Annotated in this window: 16 protein-coding genes and 2 pseudogenes; 9 read left to right on the top strand and 9 right to left on the bottom strand. The window is 65.9% G+C overall.

Annotated elements, in window-relative coordinates; genetic code table 11:
- Nucleotides 1-25: 25 nt before the first annotated feature.
- Nucleotides 26-493 (bottom strand): sigma-70 family RNA polymerase sigma factor, encoded by a 468-nt coding sequence (locus tag ACILR9_RS11955; protein WP_395710151.1) that lies wholly within the window; start codon nt 491-493, stop codon nt 26-28.
- A gap of 151 nt (nt 494-644) precedes the next feature.
- On the opposite strand from ACILR9_RS11955, the gene ACILR9_RS11950 reads away from it, so the two are divergent.
- From ACILR9_RS11950 to ACILR9_RS11935, 4 genes are all read left to right on the top strand, one after another.
- Complete coding sequence (locus ACILR9_RS11950) at nt 645-842, top strand: CsbD family protein (protein ID WP_395710150.1); 198 nt, start codon at nt 645-647, stop codon at nt 840-842.
- 129 nt (nt 843-971) lie between these two features.
- Entirely contained in the window at nt 972-1,205 is a 234-nt protein-coding gene (locus ACILR9_RS11945) for a glycine zipper family protein (protein WP_395710149.1), read from the top strand.
- A gap of 195 nt (nt 1,206-1,400) precedes the next feature.
- A complete protein-coding gene (locus tag ACILR9_RS11940) occupies nt 1,401-2,195 on the top strand; it encodes a response regulator (RefSeq protein WP_395710148.1) in 795 nt (264 codons plus the stop codon).
- 12 nt (nt 2,196-2,207) lie between these two features.
- A complete protein-coding gene (locus ACILR9_RS11935) occupies nt 2,208-3,464 on the top strand; it encodes a sensor histidine kinase (protein WP_395710147.1) in 1,257 nt (418 codons plus the stop codon).
- Nucleotides 3,465-3,642: 178 nt separating this feature from the next.
- Here the strand turns inward: ACILR9_RS11935 and ACILR9_RS11930 are convergent, their stop codons facing one another.
- From ACILR9_RS11930 to ACILR9_RS11900, 7 genes and pseudogenes are all read right to left on the bottom strand, one after another.
- Nucleotides 3,643-3,774 carry a hypothetical protein gene (locus ACILR9_RS11930; RefSeq protein WP_395710146.1) on the bottom strand — a complete coding sequence of 44 codons (132 nt, stop codon included), beginning with the start codon at nt 3,772-3,774 and terminating at the stop codon, nt 3,643-3,645.
- 365 nt (nt 3,775-4,139) lie between these two features.
- Nucleotides 4,140-6,100 (bottom strand): annotated as a pseudogene (gene ligD / locus ACILR9_RS11925) (DNA ligase D).
- A 149-nt stretch (nt 6,101-6,249) separates the two neighbouring features.
- On the bottom strand, nt 6,250-6,420 hold the full coding sequence (locus ACILR9_RS11920) for a hypothetical protein (protein ID WP_395710145.1): 171 nt from the start codon (nt 6,418-6,420) through the stop codon (nt 6,250-6,252).
- Nucleotides 6,421-6,871: 451 nt separating this feature from the next.
- Nucleotides 6,872-8,290, bottom strand: coding sequence for a sodium:proton antiporter (locus tag ACILR9_RS11915; RefSeq protein ID WP_395710144.1), 1,419 nt, complete (start codon nt 8,288-8,290; stop codon nt 6,872-6,874).
- Nucleotides 8,287-9,549, bottom strand: a complete 1,263-nt coding sequence (locus tag ACILR9_RS11910; RefSeq protein WP_395710143.1) for a M20/M25/M40 family metallo-hydrolase — start codon at nt 9,547-9,549, stop codon at nt 8,287-8,289. The genes ACILR9_RS11915 and ACILR9_RS11910 overlap by 4 nt, the downstream gene beginning before the upstream one ends.
- Nucleotides 9,549-10,784, bottom strand: coding sequence for an imidazolonepropionase (gene hutI, locus ACILR9_RS11905; protein ID WP_395710142.1), 1,236 nt, complete (start codon nt 10,782-10,784; stop codon nt 9,549-9,551). Before hutI ends, ACILR9_RS11910 begins: the two co-directional genes overlap by 1 nt.
- 199 nt (nt 10,785-10,983) lie before the next feature.
- Nucleotides 10,984-11,592 carry a DUF1989 domain-containing protein gene (locus ACILR9_RS11900; protein ID WP_395710141.1) on the bottom strand — a complete coding sequence of 203 codons (609 nt, stop codon included), beginning with the start codon at nt 11,590-11,592 and terminating at the stop codon, nt 10,984-10,986.
- A gap of 81 nt (nt 11,593-11,673) precedes the next feature.
- Here ACILR9_RS11900 and ACILR9_RS11895 point away from each other — a divergent pair, with 81 nt between their 5' ends.
- The 3 genes and pseudogenes from ACILR9_RS11895 to ACILR9_RS11885 all read left to right on the top strand — a co-directional run.
- The gene (locus tag ACILR9_RS11895) at nt 11,674-12,723 is read left to right on the top strand and encodes an HAD family hydrolase (RefSeq protein ID WP_395710140.1); all 1,050 of its coding nucleotides are present in this window, start codon (nt 11,674-11,676) and stop codon (nt 12,721-12,723) included.
- Nucleotides 12,720-13,676, top strand: a complete 957-nt coding sequence (locus ACILR9_RS11890; RefSeq protein ID WP_395710139.1) for a formylglycine-generating enzyme family protein — start codon at nt 12,720-12,722, stop codon at nt 13,674-13,676. The genes ACILR9_RS11895 and ACILR9_RS11890 overlap by 4 nt, the downstream gene beginning before the upstream one ends.
- Before the next feature lie 20 nt (nt 13,677-13,696).
- Nucleotides 13,697-13,891, top strand: a pseudogene (locus ACILR9_RS11885) (arylsulfatase); the annotation flags it as partial.
- Nucleotides 13,892-13,985: 94 nt separating this feature from the next.
- Here the strand turns inward: ACILR9_RS11885 and ACILR9_RS11880 are convergent.
- Nucleotides 13,986-14,363: a hypothetical protein gene (locus ACILR9_RS11880; protein ID WP_395710138.1), complete on the bottom strand. Its 378-nt coding sequence runs from the start codon at nt 14,361-14,363 to the stop codon at nt 13,986-13,988.
- 370 nt (nt 14,364-14,733) lie between these two features.
- Here ACILR9_RS11880 and ACILR9_RS11875 point away from each other — a divergent pair, with 370 nt between their 5' ends.
- Together ACILR9_RS11875 and ACILR9_RS11870 are read left to right on the top strand one after the other, a co-directional pair.
- Nucleotides 14,734-15,405, top strand: a complete 672-nt coding sequence (locus tag ACILR9_RS11875; RefSeq protein WP_395710137.1) for a TetR/AcrR family transcriptional regulator — start codon at nt 14,734-14,736, stop codon at nt 15,403-15,405.
- A complete protein-coding gene (locus ACILR9_RS11870; RefSeq protein ID WP_395710136.1) occupies nt 15,372-16,592 on the top strand; it encodes an MFS transporter in 1,221 nt (406 codons plus the stop codon). Before ACILR9_RS11875 ends, ACILR9_RS11870 begins: the two co-directional genes overlap by 34 nt.
- Nucleotides 16,593-16,616 lie beyond the last annotated feature (24 nt).

Here is a 16,616-nt window from a genome sequence, read left to right as displayed (position 1 = left end):
AACCCGTTGAAATCACACGCTTCTTCTATCCGAGCTTACACGCCAACCGCTTGCGGGCGCGCGATACTCGGGCCTTCAGAGTACCGACGGAACAGTTGCAGAGCGCCGCGGCTTCCTCATAAGAGAAGCCGCCGGCACCCACCAGCACCAGGGCTTCCCGCGACTCGGGGCTGAGCTCCCAGATCGCCGACGACAGCTCTTTGAGCGCCAGCGCAGCTTCCGGATTGTCAACCGCAGGAATCGGCTTGGCGATGTCGTCGTCCATCGAGATCGCCTGGCGACGGAGCGCCCGCAGATCCGAGTAGAAGCGATTACGCATGATGGTGAATAGCCAGCCTTTGAGGTTGGTGCCGGGCGTGAACTGCGCCTGCTTGTTGAGGGCGGCAAGAATCGTGTTCTGGACCAGCTCGTCGGCCGCTTCGCGATCTTGGCAGAGAAATCGCGAGAAGGCACGCAGCTCGGGCATCAAGGTCACGATGTCGTCCTTCATCATTGGAGAGACACGCTCCTGACACCCGGCAGTTCCCGCCTGAAGCACTCTATGTGGGCGAGCAATCGAGCCGACGCAAAGAAAAACTCGCATCGGAACCGCATGCCACAAACAAGCGTTGGATGGGCGTGAATTCAATTGAAAGGACGTCGACATGAACTGGGATCGTATCGAGGGCAATTGGAAGCAGTTCTCCGGCAAGGTCAAGGAGCAGTGGGGCAAGCTCACTGACGACGATCTCACCGTGATCAGCGGCAAGCAGGACCAGCTCGTCGGTCGCATCCAGGAGCGATACGGCATCACCAAGGACGCAGCCGAACGCGACGTCGACACCTGGATCAACCGGCTCTAGCAGGGCTCCACGGAGGACGATCGATGGGACGGGCGGCCGTGTTGTGGTTGTTGGGCGTGCCCATCCCGGTGCTTCTGCTGATGTGGGCACTGGGATGGCTGCACTGACTGCAGGCATCAGGAGGCAATCGTGCTAAATCGCACAATCAAGATCGCATTCCTCGGCGTCGCCGTCGCCTTGGCGACGGCTGCGTGCGGCGACCGGCCGGTTGATCGCGCCTTGACGGGCGGCGCCATCGGCGCAGCCTCCGGCGCGGTCGTCGGCTCGACGGTGGGCGCCCCGGTTGGCGGCGCCCTCATTGGCGGCGCGGCGGGCGCCACGATCGGCGCCGTGACCGCACCGGAGAGAACCTATTACTACTGAGCCTGCACCACCCAGCTGGATTGCGTGCGGGGAAGAATACGTGCTGTAGTGCGAGTGAGCGCCTGGAGGGCGTCATGACGGTCAGGCGGATCGTCAGGGCGTCCCGAAGGGCGCGTGGAGTTTGCGGCAGGCTTTCGCTGCTGTTGTCCGGGTCGAGGTATCGCCATCCGGAAATCCTAGATAGGGAGAGTCACCGTGACGGAGTCGGCAGGTCCACCCATTTCGGACGCTCTGGCATGGGCGCTTCCGTTCTTGCGGCGTTATGCGCGCGCGCTCACCGGCTCGCAGAAGCTGGGCGACGAATGGGTGCGACTGTCGGCCGAAGTCGCACTTCAGCAGCCGGACCTGGTCGCCGAGGCCAAGGGCACCAAGCTCGGGCTATTCGCGCTGTTCCACCGGCTGCGCCAGCCGTTTGGCAATCTCGAGAGCAATGAGGGCGAGGACACCGTCAAAGGTCGCCTCAAGGATTCGCTGACCGAGATGGCGCCGCTCCAGCGGCAAGTGCTGCTGCTGACGGTCCTCGAAGGGTTCTCCCTGAACGATGTGGCGCACATTCTCGATATCGACGTTGCCCAGGTCTCGCGCGCCTTCGAGGAAGCGCGGGCCGAGCTGCAACGTGTTGCCGGCATCCGCGTGCTGGTCATCGAGGACGAGCCGATCATCGCCCTGGATGTCGCCGAGATCGTTCGCAATTCCGGCCATCAGGTAGTTGGCATTGCCGCCACGGAGAAGACCGCTGTCGAGCTCGCCAAGCGCCATTCGCCGCATCTCGTGCTGGCCGATGTACAGCTGCGCGGCCTCGACAGCGGCATCTCGGCGGTCAGCCAGATCATGAACTCGATGTCGATCCCGGTGATCTTCGTGACAGGCTATCCTGAGCGGCTGCTGACGGGCGAGAAGGTCGAGCCGGCTTTCATCATCTCCAAGCCATTCAATCCCGATGTCCTTCGCGCGGCGATCGCGCAGGCTCTCGATACCGTCACCATCTAGGGCGCAGTCCCAATGTTGGCCGCCTGGTGGGCCAGCCGGTCGCTGCGCACGAAGCTTCTGACCGTTGTCGCGCTGGCGTTCCTGCCGGTCATCGCCGTTTCGGCGACCTATACGATCGCCAGCGAGCGATACGGCTTTCATCGCCTGCCGTCGACCGCCATCGTCGTCGCCCGCAGCGGCATCCCCGTCGGCGCACAGGATCCGCCGGGAATTTTGCCCTCCGATTCGCGGCTCGCCAAGGCAATCGCGGCCGGTCAGATGACCTTCGTCGAGTACGGAACGGACGGACAGCTTCGCCAGTTCCACCTCGTGCCCATCCCCGGCGCCGATACGCTGGCGGTGCTTGTGCGGCCTTTGCCGGTATCGACGTCGATCGGCAGCTGGGCGGTGCTGGCTGTCGCAATCGCCTCCCTGGTCATTGCCCTGCTTGCCGTCTGGTTCGGCGCCGATCGCTGGTGCATCCGTCCGCTCCGCTACATCGAGGACATCGCCGGTCGCATCGTCCGTGGCGAGCCAATCGAGATCGCCCGGCAGCGTCCGCAAACGCTGGAGCTCGGCCTGATGGCCGATCGTGTCGCCGCCATGGCGAGCGCCCTCACCAGGCGCGAGACGGATCTGCGGGCCGGTCTCGAGCAACGCGATCATCTGCTGCGCGAGCTGCAGCACCGGGTCAAGAACAACCTGCAGATGATCATGAGCCTGCTCAACCTGCAGGCCGGCGAGATCCGTTCGCCGCGCATTCGCCGGCTGTTCAGGGATGCGCAGCATCGGGTGTTGGCGTTGTCGATTCTGCACGTCCATCTCTACGAGAGATCGAACTGGTCGCTCGTCGACTTCCAGGAATTCATCGGCGACGTCGTCCGGCAAGTTACGCTCAGCCGTCAGAACGCCAAGGCACCGCCGCTGCGTTATCACATCAGGGCATCCTCACTGACCGCCGGTCCCGACGTCGCCATTCCCGTCGGGCTGATCGTCACCGAAACCGTCAACGCCATCCTCGACAGCGACGCCTCCGGTGCCGCCGCTCCCGAAATCGACATCGAGATGTCCGAGAAGGGCGGCATCGTCGAGCTCTCGATCGCCGACATCGCGTCGAGCACGCGCGATGCAGGCAGAACGGAGAAGCTTCGCACCTTTGGCATGACGTTGATCCGCGGGCTTGCCATGCAGCTTTCCGGCGAACTGCACATTTCCCCGGGCGACAAGGGCGGCCTGCGTTTCGCGGTGATCTTTCCCATGCCGCCCCCTCCCGGGGAAGTCGCAGCCTAGACCGCACCGCAACCTTCGCCTGCCGAGGTCGTTCCGACGACCGAAGCGTTTTGCTCACTTTTCAGCGAAGGGAGTTTGGCCATGCGTCCCATTACCCTCTTTGCACCTTCAGCCTGAAGCGGCTGCCGCCGCTCCCAGCCCTAACTCTTTGGTTGTTTCGACCAAACACGAGCACGCCCTACGCGGCCAGGGTCAGCCACAGGACGCCGAGCGCCAGAATTGCCCCTCCCAGGGACACGATGAGAACGGTGATGACGCGACCGCTGATGACGCCGCTGCGCGCCTCGGTCGGCGTGAGATCGGCTTTCATGTCTACCTCCAGCCTCCTGAATGATTCGAGGACATCCGCAGGACAACGCCGTCAAAGCAGAGCGGGTTGCGCCATCACGCCGCGCGCGACGACGCCAGGCGTCTGCTGCGGCGAGGCTTCGATCCGCCCCGGCGACGGGTCGCGGCAAAGCGCTCGGCCTTGTCGCGGGGGATCGCGCCGTGACCCTTGAGGCTTTGGCTCAGCGCCGCCATCAGGTCGACGACGGTATCGTCTTCCTTCGGCTCTGCGCTGCTGACCAGCTTCTCGCCCTTCTTCTTGCGGGCGATGAGATCGCGCAGCGCGTCCTCGTAGCGATCGTCGAATTTCGTCGGATCGAACTTCGCTTTCTGCCATGGGGATGTCCTTCAGCTCTTCGATTTAATCAGCCGCTCGATCGCGCCGCGCAACGGACGCGCGGCCACGGCATATCCCCCCCACGGCTTGCTCCGGCGCAGCAGCTTTGCCGCCGTGCGCAGCGTGAAGCGCTTGGGATCGAGCCCCTTTTTCACCTGGGACCAGCCGAGCGGCATCGACACGGTGGCACCCTGCCGCGCCCGCGGCGAGAGCGGCGCGACGGCCGTCGCGGTGCGATCGTTGCGCAGGTAGTCGAGGAAGATCCGGCCGCTGCGCTCCTTCTTGGCCATGGTGAGGACGAAGCGGTCGGGCGCCTGCTCGGCCAGCCTGCGGCAGACCTCCTTGGCGAACAGCTTCGCGGCCTCCCAGTCGGGGCTCCTGGCATCTTCGGTCAGCGGCACGACGACGTGGAGGCCCGTGCCGCCGGTCGTCTTGCAGAAGGTCTCCAGCTCGAGGTCTTCCAGGCGCTGACGCACCATCAAGGTCGCGGCAACGACCTCGCTGAAGGCTACGTCGGGCGCCGGATCGAGGTCGAACACCAGCCGCCCTGGCAGCTCGGGCCGGCCGGGCTGACAGTTCCAGGGATGCAACTCGAGCGCGCCGATCTGGGCCGCTGCAATCAAGCCTTCGACCGTATCGATTTGCAGGTAGGGCTTGCGATCGCCGTTCACCTTCACCTGTTCCAGCAGATGGGACATGCCCGGCATCGCATGGCGCTGAAAGAAAGTCTGGCCGCCGATTCCGTCGGGCGCCCGCACGATCGAGCACGGCCGGCCGGCCAGGTGCTCAATCATCCACGCGCCCGTCGCCTCGTAGTAGCGCGCCAGCTCGAGCTTGGTGATCGGCGGCGCTTCCCCCGGCCACAGCGCCTTGTCGGGATGGGAAATCGACACGCCCAGGACCGTCGAGGGCGATTGCGCCGCACGCGGAACGCTGCGGGTCTTCGATCGCTTGGATGATGTCACGTCGGATGGCGACATGGGCGCATCCACCCTTTCGGCCGGCGTCTCGATCCCGATCTCGCGCGGAAGCTTGTCGTCGCGCAAGCCCTTGAACACCGCCTGCCGCACATTGCCATCGGCAGTCCAGCCGGCGAACTCGATTTCAGCGATCAGCCTGGGCTCAGTCCAGTGGATGGTGAACGCGCCTTGTCGCCGCGGGGCCCCGCTGTCGAACGGACTGCTCTTGCGGGCGACCTTGCGCAACCGCGCCAACAGACGGCTCGCCGTCGCCTGACCGAAGCCAGTGCCGACCTTCCCGACATAACCGAACTTGCCGTCGCGGTAGATGCCGGCGAGCAGGGAGCGCAACCGGGTGCCGCCCTCGCTGGTCCAGCCACCGATCACCACCTCCTGCCCACTGCGGCACTTGGCCTTGGTCCAGCTTCCGGTGCGCCCGGAGCGGTAGGGCGCATCGAGCTCCTTCGAAACGATGCAGGGCGTCGACGGCTTTCGGGCGCGCCTTGCCTTTGGGCGGCACCTTTTCTGGCGGCCTAGATCAGCAGCCAGTTGTTGCGCTTGCCGCCGAAGCGGTCCGAGCGCATGCGCACCAGTACCCAGCCGCCGTGCAGCCGCTCGCCCTCAAGGACGAACTTGAGCTCGCCCTTTTTCAGGCCGTCGTGCGGATCGCCCTCGGCAAGCCAGTGCCCACGGTCCCACAGCTGCACCGTCCCGCCGCCATATTGGCCCTTCGGAATTGTGCCTTCGAAGTCGCCGTATTCGAGGGGATGATCCTCGACCTCGACCGCCAGCCGCTTGTCATGCGGATCGAGCGACGGCCCCCTGGTCACCGCCCACGACTTGAGCACGCCGTCGAGCTCGAGCCGGAAGTCGTAGTGCAGCCGCCTCGCCTCGTGGCGCTGGACGACGAACCGCAACGCACCCTGGGCGGCCGCCGGCCGGGCACCGGCCGGCTCGTCGGTCACGGCGAAGTCGCGCTTGGACCGGTAGGTCGCGAGACTGTCCCTTCCCATCGATCACACCTCTTGACGTCCGCGCCCCCCAAAAAAAATAGGCGGCCCATGGACCGCCGCTTTCCCCTTGGGGGAGTCCCGACCCGGCAGAAGCAGGATGGCCCTTCTGCCGGGTCTGCGCATTCTATCGCCTCGTATGGCTGGCAGTCCTATCGAGTCGTATAGACCGTCGTGGTCGTTGCCGGCGGCACAACCGCAGGATCGGCATAGACGACGGTTTGCGCCGGCACCGGCTTCTCGACGACGCGCTCGGTCGTCCTGACGGCGCATCCGCCGACCAGAACGGCTCCCAGGACAACGATCACAGGAATGTGCTTCATGGCCTCAACCTCGCTTTCATGCCGGGGCAACGGCCTTGCGGTAGCAAGGTTGCGCAACGGAGGCAGGCCGCATGCAGCGGGGCCGGCGCCGACATTTGTCAAAAAATGGATAGGCCCGCTCGTCGCGGGGGCGGACGAGCGGGCCTGGTGCAGCCCGCTAGGGAGAGACCAGTACGGGCTGCGGGGGTACTGCGTGAGGACAACGACTAGCCGCGCAACAGGTTGCGTCGCGGCCTCCTGATTTGGCGGAAAAAATCGATCTCGCCAAAGGGCTGCCTGCACGAGGGCTGCAGCGCCCAGCGAAGGCTGCAGCGGTGCCCGCGGGTGGCTGTCGTTGTTGCCAGCCGCGGATAACGCAGAGCCGCGTAGCATGATCAGGGTCGGACCATCAGCTGATCGATCTCATCGACAGGGCGCTGGCCGCGCCGCAGTGCGGTTCTCGCGGATCGGGCTATGCAACGAACAGGAAGGTCAGCAGGATGAAGAGGGGAACAAGGATGCCGCCCGACCAAGCCATGTAGCCAAAGAAGCTGGGCATCCGGATACCGGCTTCCTCGACAACCGCCTTGACCATGAAATTCGGGGCGTTGCCGATGTAGGAGTTGGCGCCCATGAACACTGCGCCGCAGGAGATCGCGGCCAAGGTACCTGCCGACGCCCCCATCAACACGCCAGCATCGCCGCCGGCCAGGTTGAAGAAGACCAGGTACGTCGGCGCGTTGTCCAGGAAACTGGAGAGAATGCCGGTCAACCAGAAATACCAGACATCGTTTGGCTGGCCGCTGGCGTCCGTAACCAGCGCGACCAGCGGAGCCATGACGCCGTCCTTGCCCGCGCGCAGGATGGCCAGGGCGGGCGCGATGGTGATGAAGATGCCGGCAAAGAGCTTGGCGACCTCGGCCATGGGTGCCCACCCGAAGCCGTTGTCAGATCGCAGCCGGGCAGGCGTGAGCTTGAGCGACAAGGCGCAAACAACGATCAGCGCCACGTCGCGCAGGACGTGCTGCAGCTCGAGCGTCACATGCCAGATCGAGAAATGGATGCCGGGAGTCCAGGTGCCGCTTGCCAGGATCACTCCGACGATCCCCATCAGCAGAATTATGTTGGCGCCGCCTTCCAAGCTGATGGTGGAATCGGGCGTCGGATCGGGCGCGCTATCCCCTTCCTTGCGATACCAGTAGCTGTCGATGGCGTAGAATACGGCGAGCAGGACGATGCTGCAGGCCAGCACCTCGCCGAGCAGGTTCGTCGTGGTCCAGAAGAAGCTCACGCCCTTGAGGAATCCGAGAAAAAGCGGCGGATCGCCGAGCGGGGTAAGAGCGCCGCCGATGTTGGACACGAGGAAGATGAAGAAGATGAAGACATGGACCTTGTGCCGGCGCGAATCGTTGGCGCGGATCACGGGACGGATCAGCAGCATCGATGCGCCCGTCGTTCCCATCCACCCTGCGAGGACGGTGCCGACCGCCAGCAGCGCCGTGTTCATAGACGGCGAGCCGTGCAGGTTGCCCTTGATATGGATGCCGCCCGTGACGGTGAAAAGCGCCAGCAGCAGCACGATGAAGGGAATGTAGTCGAGCAGCAGCAGATGGACGATCTCGTAGGCGGCCGTCGGAACGCCATGGACGATGGCGAAAGGCACGATGACGAGGGCAGCCCAGACGGCGGAGACCTTGCCAAAATGACGATGCCAGAAGCGCGGCACCGCCAGCGGCATGACCGCGATCGACAGCAGGATGCCGATGAACGGCACAACCCAGATGAAGCCGAGCTCGCGTCCGTCGATCGCCGGAGCATCGGCCGCCGCGAGGGCGGGAGCGGCGAACCAGGCCGCTGCGACCGCGCCGGCCCAGACAAAGCGCAGTTTCACCGTACCCCGGTCAGATAGTCCCATGCCGATAGCGCATGCACGCGGAGCACGTGGTGGAATTCCTCGATGCTCACGCTTTCGTCGATGCCGCCCATGCCGGCAGGCGAGCAGCCGTAGACGAAGGCCGGGACGCCAGCGACGCGCCAGAAGCGCGTATCCGTGCCGCCCAGGCTGACGATCGGCTTGGGCTCGTAGCCCAGCCGCCCCGCGGCATTGCGCACGAGGTGGCCGACCATCTCGTGGGTCGGGTCGGAATGGTTGGCCTCCGGACCGCCGGCGAGCAGCTCCTCGCAGGTTACCGCGGGGTGGCGCGCGACGATCGCCTGCACCGCCTTCAGCAGGCGGGCGCGCGAGAGGCCGACGGGCAGGCGAAAATCGACGTCGAGCACGCACTCAGCCGGCAGCATGTTGATCTTCACGCCGCCTTGCATCACGCCGATATTGACCGACACCCGGCGCACCACGCCGGCCGCGCCGGCACCCAGCGACCGGTCGATCGCCGTCTGCACGTCGGGCCGATCGAGGGTGCGGCGCACCACCTCCGGCTCCTCTGGCGCCAGGCCCTCGATCGCTTCCAGGTCCTTGATCAGGCTGGCCGCGATCTTGTTGGCGCTCGGGCTGGTGTGTGGATAGGCGCTGTGGCCGCCCGGCACGGCAATGCGAAAGCGCAGCCAGTAGATCGACTTCTCGCCGAACCGCACCGTCTGCACGCCGCTCGGCTCGGTGTTGAGCACGCAATCGCCCAGAACCTCGGCGGCGCAATTCTTCACCAGCCAATCCGAGCCCCAGCGCCCGCCCGTCTCCTCGTCGGACACCACGGTCAGGGTCACCCGCCCCCGCAGCTCGGCGCGCAGGCGATGCAGGTAGGCGTGCACGAACAGCAGCGCCGTGGTGCCGCATTTCATGTCGACCGTGCCGCGGCCGTGCACACGGCCGTCGACGATGTCGCCCGACAACGGCAAGCGCGACCAGCGCGACGCGTCGCCCACGGGAAACACGTCGAGATGGCCGTTCAGCACCAGGTGGTGGCCGTCTTTCGCGCCGGCGAAGCTGCTGATCAGATTGGGATTGGCCGCCTGCGGCGCCTCGGTGCGATGGCCGATGCCCTCATCATCGAGGAAGCGGCGGAACAGGTCGGCCGCCTCGGTGGTGTCGCCCGGCGGATTGCAGGTGTCGATGCGTGTGAAGGCGCGCAGGAACTCGAGCTGGCGATCACGCTCGCGGTCGAGCCAATGGACCAGCCGGTCGCGCCCGCCCATCAGCGGTGGAACTCCGGTGCCGGAACGTCGTGGATGACGACGCCATCCTTGACCACGGCGAGGCAGGGCGCACCGCCGATCTGGTAGACGATGCCGCGCGGATCGTCGGTGTCCCACACCGCGAGGTCGGCGGCGCGGCCGACGGCGATGCGGCCGGCCGTGTCAGCGAGGCCGAGCGCGCGCGCACTGTTGACGGTGAAGCCTTTCAGTGCCTCCTCGGCCGTCAACTTGAACATGTAGCAGGCGAGATGCATCTGCGATGCCGGCGACACGGTGGGCGAGCTCACCGGGTTGGAGTTGGTGGCGAGCGCCATCGGCACGCCGAGCTCGCGGAACATCTCTACGGGCGGCTTGCGCGTCTCGTGCAGGGTGAGATGCGCGCCAGGCAGCAGGGTCGCCACCGTCCCCGCCTCCGCCATTTCGCGCAGGGTCGCCAGCGAGCCGTATTCCATGTGATCGGCCGACAGGCCGCGATGGCGGGCAACCAGCGCGCCGGCGCCGAAATCGGTATATTGGTCGGCGTGCGCCTTGACTCCCAGCCCATAGGACTGCGCCTTGGCGTACAGTCGGCCCATCTGCTCGTGATTGAAGCCGACCTTGTCGCAGAACCCGTCGACCTGGTCGACGACGCCCTGGCGCACCGCCTCGGGCAGCACCTCCTCGCACATGAAGGTCACGTAATCGTCGCGCCGACCGGCGAACTCGGGCGCGAGCCCGTGCGCGCCGAGATACGTCGAGACCACGGTGATCGGCAGATCGCGTCCCAGCGCGCGCGACACCCGCATCGCCCGTAGCTCGGTATCCTTGTCCATGCCGCAGCCCGACTTGCTCTCGACCGTGGTGACGCCGTTGGCGATCAGCCGGCTCATGCGCTTGCGGCTGGCCTCGTAGAGCGCCTCCTCCGGCAGCACGCGGGTGCGCCGCATCATGCCACCGACGCCGGCGCTGCGCGCCTCGAGGTCCCAGCGCCCGCCGCCCTGCGACAGCACCTCGAAATCGACCAGCCCTTCCTCGCCGTAGACGATGTGGGTGTGCGGATCGACCAGCCCTGGCGTCACCACCCTGCCGCCGAGATCGCGCACCTCGCCCGCATTCCCGGCCGGCGCCTGCGCCATCGGTCCCACCCAAGCGATCTTGCCCTTGGCGATGCCGATCGCCCCGTCAGGCACCAGGCCGAACGGCGTGTCGCCGTCCATCGTGGCGACGGTGGCATTCTTCAGCAGCAGATCGAACATGTCATCTCCCCCAAGAGCTCATCCTCCTCCCCGGCTTCGCCGGGGAGGTGTCGCGTCATACGCGACGGAGGGGTCATGAGCAGCGTGACTGTGACTCATGACCCCTCCGTCCGCGTCGGCATTTTGGCCGCGCAGCGGCCAAAAGCCTTTAGACGCGGACACCTCCCCAGCGAAGCTGGGGAGGCGAATGGTGTCTCCCTCACTCGACAATCTCGAACGCGACATCGCGCGGCGTGACGCCGCCTTCGCCGTTGATCGGGGCGATGTCCTGCGGGCAGGCCGAGAACACCACGACGCAATCCATCTCGGCGCGCAGCACCACGAAGTCGCCGGCCTTGCAGCGCGCCGGCTGGAAGCTCAGCGAGTTGCGGTCGTCGCCGACCGGGATGTTCATGAAAATGTTGAGCGGCGAGGGCGCGCGCGGCGGCGGCGTGACGCCGAGCGCCAGCATGCCCTCGACCAGATTGTCCTGGCAGTTACGGTGATAGCCGACGACGCCCAGCAGCTCGTAGCGGCGCTGATCGCACGCCGCCATCAATGTGTCGTGGATGCCGGGCGAGGTGTCCTGCTCGAGGGTCACGATCGGCCGGCGCTGGTTGCTCACCAGCGTGTCGCCGAGCTTGGGATTGATGCGCTGGTTCCACACCCGTGTGCAGTCCATCGACAGGTGCTCGCGAACGTCGTTGGCGTTGAACGCCCAGCAATCGACCACCTGCCCGCCATGGGTATTGACGAGCTTGACGCGCTGTCCTGCCCGGAGGCGCAAGGCCTTGCCGTGGCCGGCTGGAACGGTCTCGATTGCTGGCATGGGCGCCCCCCAAGTCTCGGCCGACTCTGCTGCCGGGTGGTTCTAAACTCAACGGCTATCTGGCAGAACGAGGGCTCGATCATGTCGAACGACAACGCTCCGGCTGCAGCCGGCCATGGCCGCCGCCCCTTGCTCCGTCGGACTGTCCTGGGCGCCAGCGCTCTCCTCCTGGCGCAAGGCGCTGCGCGGCCAGGCGCGGCACAGGGCGATCCCTTGCCCTCTTGGAACGCCGGCGCGACCAAGCAGGCGATCGTGGATTTCGTGACCCGCGTGACCTCGCCCGGCAGTCGCGAGTTCGTCGACATCCCGCAGCGCATTGCCTGCTTCGACAACGACGGGACGCTGTGGACGGAGCAGCCGATCTATTTCCAGGTGATCTTCGCGATGGACCGAGTGAAGGCCCAAGCCGAGCGGCATCCGGAGTGGAAGACCCTCGAGCCGTTCCGCTGGGTGCTGGAGGGCGACCGCGCCGCCCTCGCCGCCATGGGCGAGAAGGGCATCCTCCAGATCATGGCTGCGACCCATGCCGGCATGACGACCGAGGAATTCACCGCGACGGTCGTCGAGTGGATCGCCGCGGCGCGACATCCGCGCTTCGATCGCCCGTACACCGATCTCGTCTATCAGCCGATGATCGAGCTGCTGGCTTTCCTGCGTGCCCATCATTTCAAGACCTTCATCGTCTCGGGCGGCGGCATCGATTTCATGCGCCCCTGGACCGATCGGACCTACGGCATACCGCCCGAGCAGGTCGTGGGCTCGTCTGGAGTCACGAAGTACGAGATGCCCTCCCCCGATAAGCCGGTCCTCGTCAAGGAAGCCAAGGTGGAGTTCATCGACGACGGCCCGGGCAAGCCGGAAGGCATCAATCGCTTCATCGGGCGGCGGCCGATCTTCTCCTTCGGCAATTCCGACGGCGATCAGCAGATGCTGGAATGGACCGCCGCCGGGGCCGGGGCGCGCTTCATGGGCCTGGTCCATCACACGGACGCCGTGCGCGAGTATGCCTACGATCGCAACTCGCCGGTCGGCCGGCTCGACAAGGCGTGGAACGAAGCGATCCGCCGGCACTGGGCGCTCGCTGACATGAAGAACGACTGGAAGGTCATCTATCCGTTCGAACTGAAATGAGTGTCGACGTCGATCAGCGGACGAGTCCGGCCACCGGCATGATCTGGATCCCCGGCGGCACGTTCCGCATGGGTTCGGACAGGCACTATCCGGAAGAAGCGCCGGCGCACAGCGTCTCGGTCGACAGCTTCTGGATCGATGCGACGCCGGTCACCAACGCGCAGTTCCGCGCCTTCGTGCAGGCCACCGGCCATGTCACCTGGGCCGAGATCGCGCCAGATCCCAAGGACTATCCCGGCGCCCGGCCGAACATGCTGAAGGCCGGCGGGCTGGTCTTCACGCCGCCGACGCGCGCCGTCGACCTGCGCGACTGGAGCCAATGGTGGCGCTTCACCTTCGGCGCGACGTGGCGCCGGCCTTACGGAAAGGGAAGCCATATCGGCGGGCTCGACGACCATCCCGTGGTCCAGATCGCCTATTGCGACGCCGCGGCCTATGCACGCTGGGCCGGCAAGGAGTTGCCGCGCGAAGCCGAATGGGAATTCGCCGCGCGCGGCGGTCTCGACGGCGCCGAGTTCGCCTGGGGCGACGCGTTCACGCCGGATGACCGGCACATGGCCAACACCTGGCAAGGCGCATTCCCACTCGAGAACCTCAAGACGGACGGCTGGGCGCGCACCTCGCCGGTGCGCACGTTTCCCGCCAATGGCTACGGCCTCTTCGACATGATCGGCAACGTCTGGGAATGGACGACCGACTGGTATTCGACACGGCACGAGGCCGATGCCGGCAAGGCTTGCTGCGTGCCCCAGAACCCGCGCGGCGGCCCGATCGAGGACAGCTACGACCTGCACCAGCCGTCGATTCGAATCCCCCGCAAGGTGCTGAAGGGCGGCTCGCATCTGTGCGCCCCCAACTACTGCCGGCGCTATCGCCCCGCCGCGCGCCATGCCGAGCCTGTCGACACCTCGACCAGCCACGTGGGGTTCCGATGCGTCGTCAGGCCCGGCTGACCGTCGTCGTGATTGAAAGCCACGACGATGGCGAGCTGGCCGGCCTGCGCTACGAGAACCGGAAGGTCGTGTTCATGGAGCAGCGCGCACCCGGAACCTTGCGCATCTGGGCAGAACCCTCCACGACCCTGCGCCTGCCCAAGCTGTTCGACCTCAGGGCCGATCCCTATGAACGGGCGGATGTCACGTCGAACACCTATTACGACTGGCTGATCGCCGCTGAAGAGGCCTCGCTTCAATGGACGGCGCCCGGCCGCAGGTCGACACCCTGCACGAAGTGCCCAGCCACTCAGACTGTCCTGACGGGCGTCAGAACTTGATATCGACCCGGCGGTCGTTCGGCGAGCTGATCCCGTCGTTGACGCGCATCAGCGCCGGCCCCGTGTCGCTGTACACGAAGATCGAGGTGGCGGGGATGCCGTCGCGGATCAGTTCCTGCTTCACCAGTTGGGCATGCTCGGCCCGGCCGCTAACGTGAATGGCCTTGCCGGCGGCGGCGCGCGCAGCGGTCCGCACGGTGGCGACGGCAGCGGGGGGGAGCGGACCGGTGCCCTTGTCGAGGAACACCATGTATTCCGAGCGCGGCTGCCCACTCGCGTAGGCGAGGTTGGTGCTCTGCGCCATCGTCGAGAAAGGTGCCAGGAACAGGCCGCCGATCAGCACAGCGGCAGTGCGCCGAATCATCATCCTATCGTCTCCTTGACGCAGCATCGCGTCGATATCCGTACGAAATACAACTCAAATCAATCGCTCTGGTTCCCGACACCCTTTGGGAAAACGCACGTTGTGCGCGAAAACATGGGCAGCCTGTGGCCGCAATGAGGGAGTGCGAACAGGATGTCGACACGGAGTCGCCGCGCTCGCCACCCGGTATGAATGAATCTTGCAATTGAGATCGAAGCCCTCGAAGCTCCCACGTCGGCTGGCGACCCGCGCACAGCAGGGTGCCGACCGTACTCCTCAGTCTTGGGGGCGCACCCGTGCACGAGCACATGGCGGATGATGGTGACCGGCAGCCTGCAGGCGCGATTCCCTTGCGCTTGCGACCTGAACCACGGTGGCTTCGCATGTTTCGACGAATGACGGGGATGACGAGAGTGACCTAGCGATGTCGGACGCGCCCCGCCGCCCAAGGAACGCCGGCGGCGCGCCATCAAGGGTCGACGGCCGGTTCCTGCGCACCGAGCGGATGCGTCAGCGCATCATCGAAGCCTACCTGGCCCTGCTGCGCTCGGGCGGCAAGGATCCGACGTCCAGCGAGATTTCCGATCATGCCGGTTGCTCGGTCCGCTCGGTGTTCGAGCGCTTCCATGACATGGCCGCGCTGCGAGTCGCGGCCGCCGATTACCTGTTCACGGACATCGGCTCGGCGTCACCAAGTGCCCTCGCCGGTGACCGGCAGGCCCGGCTGCACTCCCATATCGGGGTCCATGCCGAGCTCTGCGAGCGCATCATGCCGCTGTGGCGTACCATGCACGCTCACCAGGGCGAGTCCCCGTCGTTGCGCCGGCACATCACGCAGACGCGTGCGGCCGCCCGCACGATGACCGAGCAGACCTTCGCCGCCGAGCTCGCTCCCCTGGCGGCCGAGCATCGGCGGCAGCTTCTGATCGTGATCGAATCCATCATCGACTTCGACAACTGGTCGCATATGCGCGACCATCACGGCTTGTCGGCCGAGGAAGCCCGCGCGGTGTGGATCTCTGCTGTCGATCGACTGCTGCCGTAGACCGGCGCGGCCGACAGAGTGAAGGTAGCAGGGGATTGGAAAGCCACACAGTCCCGGGGCGGCGGATCGAGCGGCGATGGCCGCTACTTCGCTGGTCCGTCTCATCGGCCACTCTAGGGGTGCCGCAGGCCGCAGGGCCTATCACGTTCGCGCTGGTTGCCTTGAGTCTCACCGGCAACACCAGTGGCGGCGCGGCCATGATCCTCGCAATGACGCTTGCCCAAGTGATCGGTGCCATCCCGATAACCAGGCTCGCCAGGAACTTGCCTCTGGCCACCGCCTTGAAGCTGCTGGTGGCCATTCGCACCCTGGCCCTGATTTCGATCGGCTTGTTCGCAGCATATGAAGCCCCATTCGCCTGGCTCATCGTCCTTGCGGCCGCTGCCGGATTGGTCAACGGCGCGGCCTACGGGTATCTGCGCGCCGTGCTCAATCACCTGGCGCCTGGATCGCGGTTGCCACGCGCTCTCGGTATTGCCGCCACGCTCAACGAGACAACCTTTGTGCTGGCTCCCGTGGCAGCTTCCGGTCTCGGCACCCTCTCGCCGATCCTGGCCGTCCTGGCGCTCGCGGCTGTCGGCGCTGTGCCGGCATTGTTGGTTCCGAGCATTGGCCCGGCCCATGGCGAGGGCGTACACCGTGCCAGGGGCTCGGTTATCAGTCCTTCCATCTTGCCGTGGCTCATGTGTGCCGCCGCGTCTGGCGCCACTGTTGCCGCCATCGAGATCGGTGCCGTCGCGCTGGCGCTGAACTTCGGCTACGAACCTGCCTCGGCGATCATGTTCACGGTTCCCCTGTGTTTGACGTCGGTGGCGAGCGGCATATGGGTCAGCGTGCGCAACCGCATGGCGACGCGGAAGACCGTCCTGGCCCAACTGTCGATCATGACGCTGGGTTCTGCTCTCGCTGCGCTCGATCAATCCGTCACGACGACCGTCATTGCAACCGTCCTCATAGGCTGCGTCATGGCCCCCTTGAGCACCTACTATTCGCTCATCCTCGACACGCTCGCTCCGCCGCAGAGACGACCCGAAGTGTTCGCCCTGCTGCGCACCGCGAACGCAACAGGCGTCATCTTTGCCAGTGCGGTGCTGACCATGGTTTCTCTGTCGATGGCGTTGATCGCGGTAACTGGCCTGATGATCATCGCGACCACGACAGCCGCAATCGCTTCAGCCAGACGATAGGCGCCGGCCCCGACGCATGCGCGT

It is taken from the genome of Reyranella sp., from assembly GCF_044224635.1.
Taxonomy (GTDB): domain Bacteria; phylum Pseudomonadota; class Alphaproteobacteria; order Reyranellales; family Reyranellaceae; genus Reyranella.
The sequence above is the reverse complement of the archived record's forward strand: the minus strand, read 5'-3'. Positions and strand labels throughout refer to the sequence as shown.

Bases quoted from the DNA above. Each gene is read 5' to 3' on its own strand.
- ACILR9_RS11955 (WP_395710151.1), bottom strand. From the start codon at position 493: ATGATGAAGGACGACATCGTGACCTTGATGCCCGAGCTGCGTGCCTTC.
- ACILR9_RS11950 (WP_395710150.1), top strand. From the start codon at position 645: ATGAACTGGGATCGTATCGAGGGCAATTGGAAGCAGTTCTCCGGCAAG.
- ACILR9_RS11935 (WP_395710147.1), top strand. From the start codon at position 2,208: ATGTTGGCCGCCTGGTGGGCCAGCCGGTCGCTGCGCACGAAGCTTCTG.
- ACILR9_RS11930 (WP_395710146.1), bottom strand. From the start codon at position 3,774: ATGAAAGCCGATCTCACGCCGACCGAGGCGCGCAGCGGCGTCATCAGC.
- ACILR9_RS11920 (WP_395710145.1), bottom strand. From the start codon at position 6,420: ATGAAGCACATTCCTGTGATCGTTGTCCTGGGAGCCGTTCTGGTCGGC.
- ACILR9_RS11910 (WP_395710143.1), bottom strand. From the start codon at position 9,549: ATGGGCGGGCGCGACCGGCTGGTCCATTGGCTCGACCGCGAGCGTGAT.
- hutI (WP_395710142.1), bottom strand. From the start codon at position 10,784: ATGTTCGATCTGCTGCTGAAGAATGCCACCGTCGCCACGATGGACGGC.
- ACILR9_RS11900 (WP_395710141.1), bottom strand. From the start codon at position 11,592: ATGCCAGCAATCGAGACCGTTCCAGCCGGCCACGGCAAGGCCTTGCGC.
- ACILR9_RS11895 (WP_395710140.1), top strand. From the start codon at position 11,674: ATGTCGAACGACAACGCTCCGGCTGCAGCCGGCCATGGCCGCCGCCCC.
- ACILR9_RS11890 (WP_395710139.1), top strand. From the start codon at position 12,720: ATGAGTGTCGACGTCGATCAGCGGACGAGTCCGGCCACCGGCATGATC.
- ACILR9_RS11880 (WP_395710138.1), bottom strand. From the start codon at position 14,363: ATGATGATTCGGCGCACTGCCGCTGTGCTGATCGGCGGCCTGTTCCTG.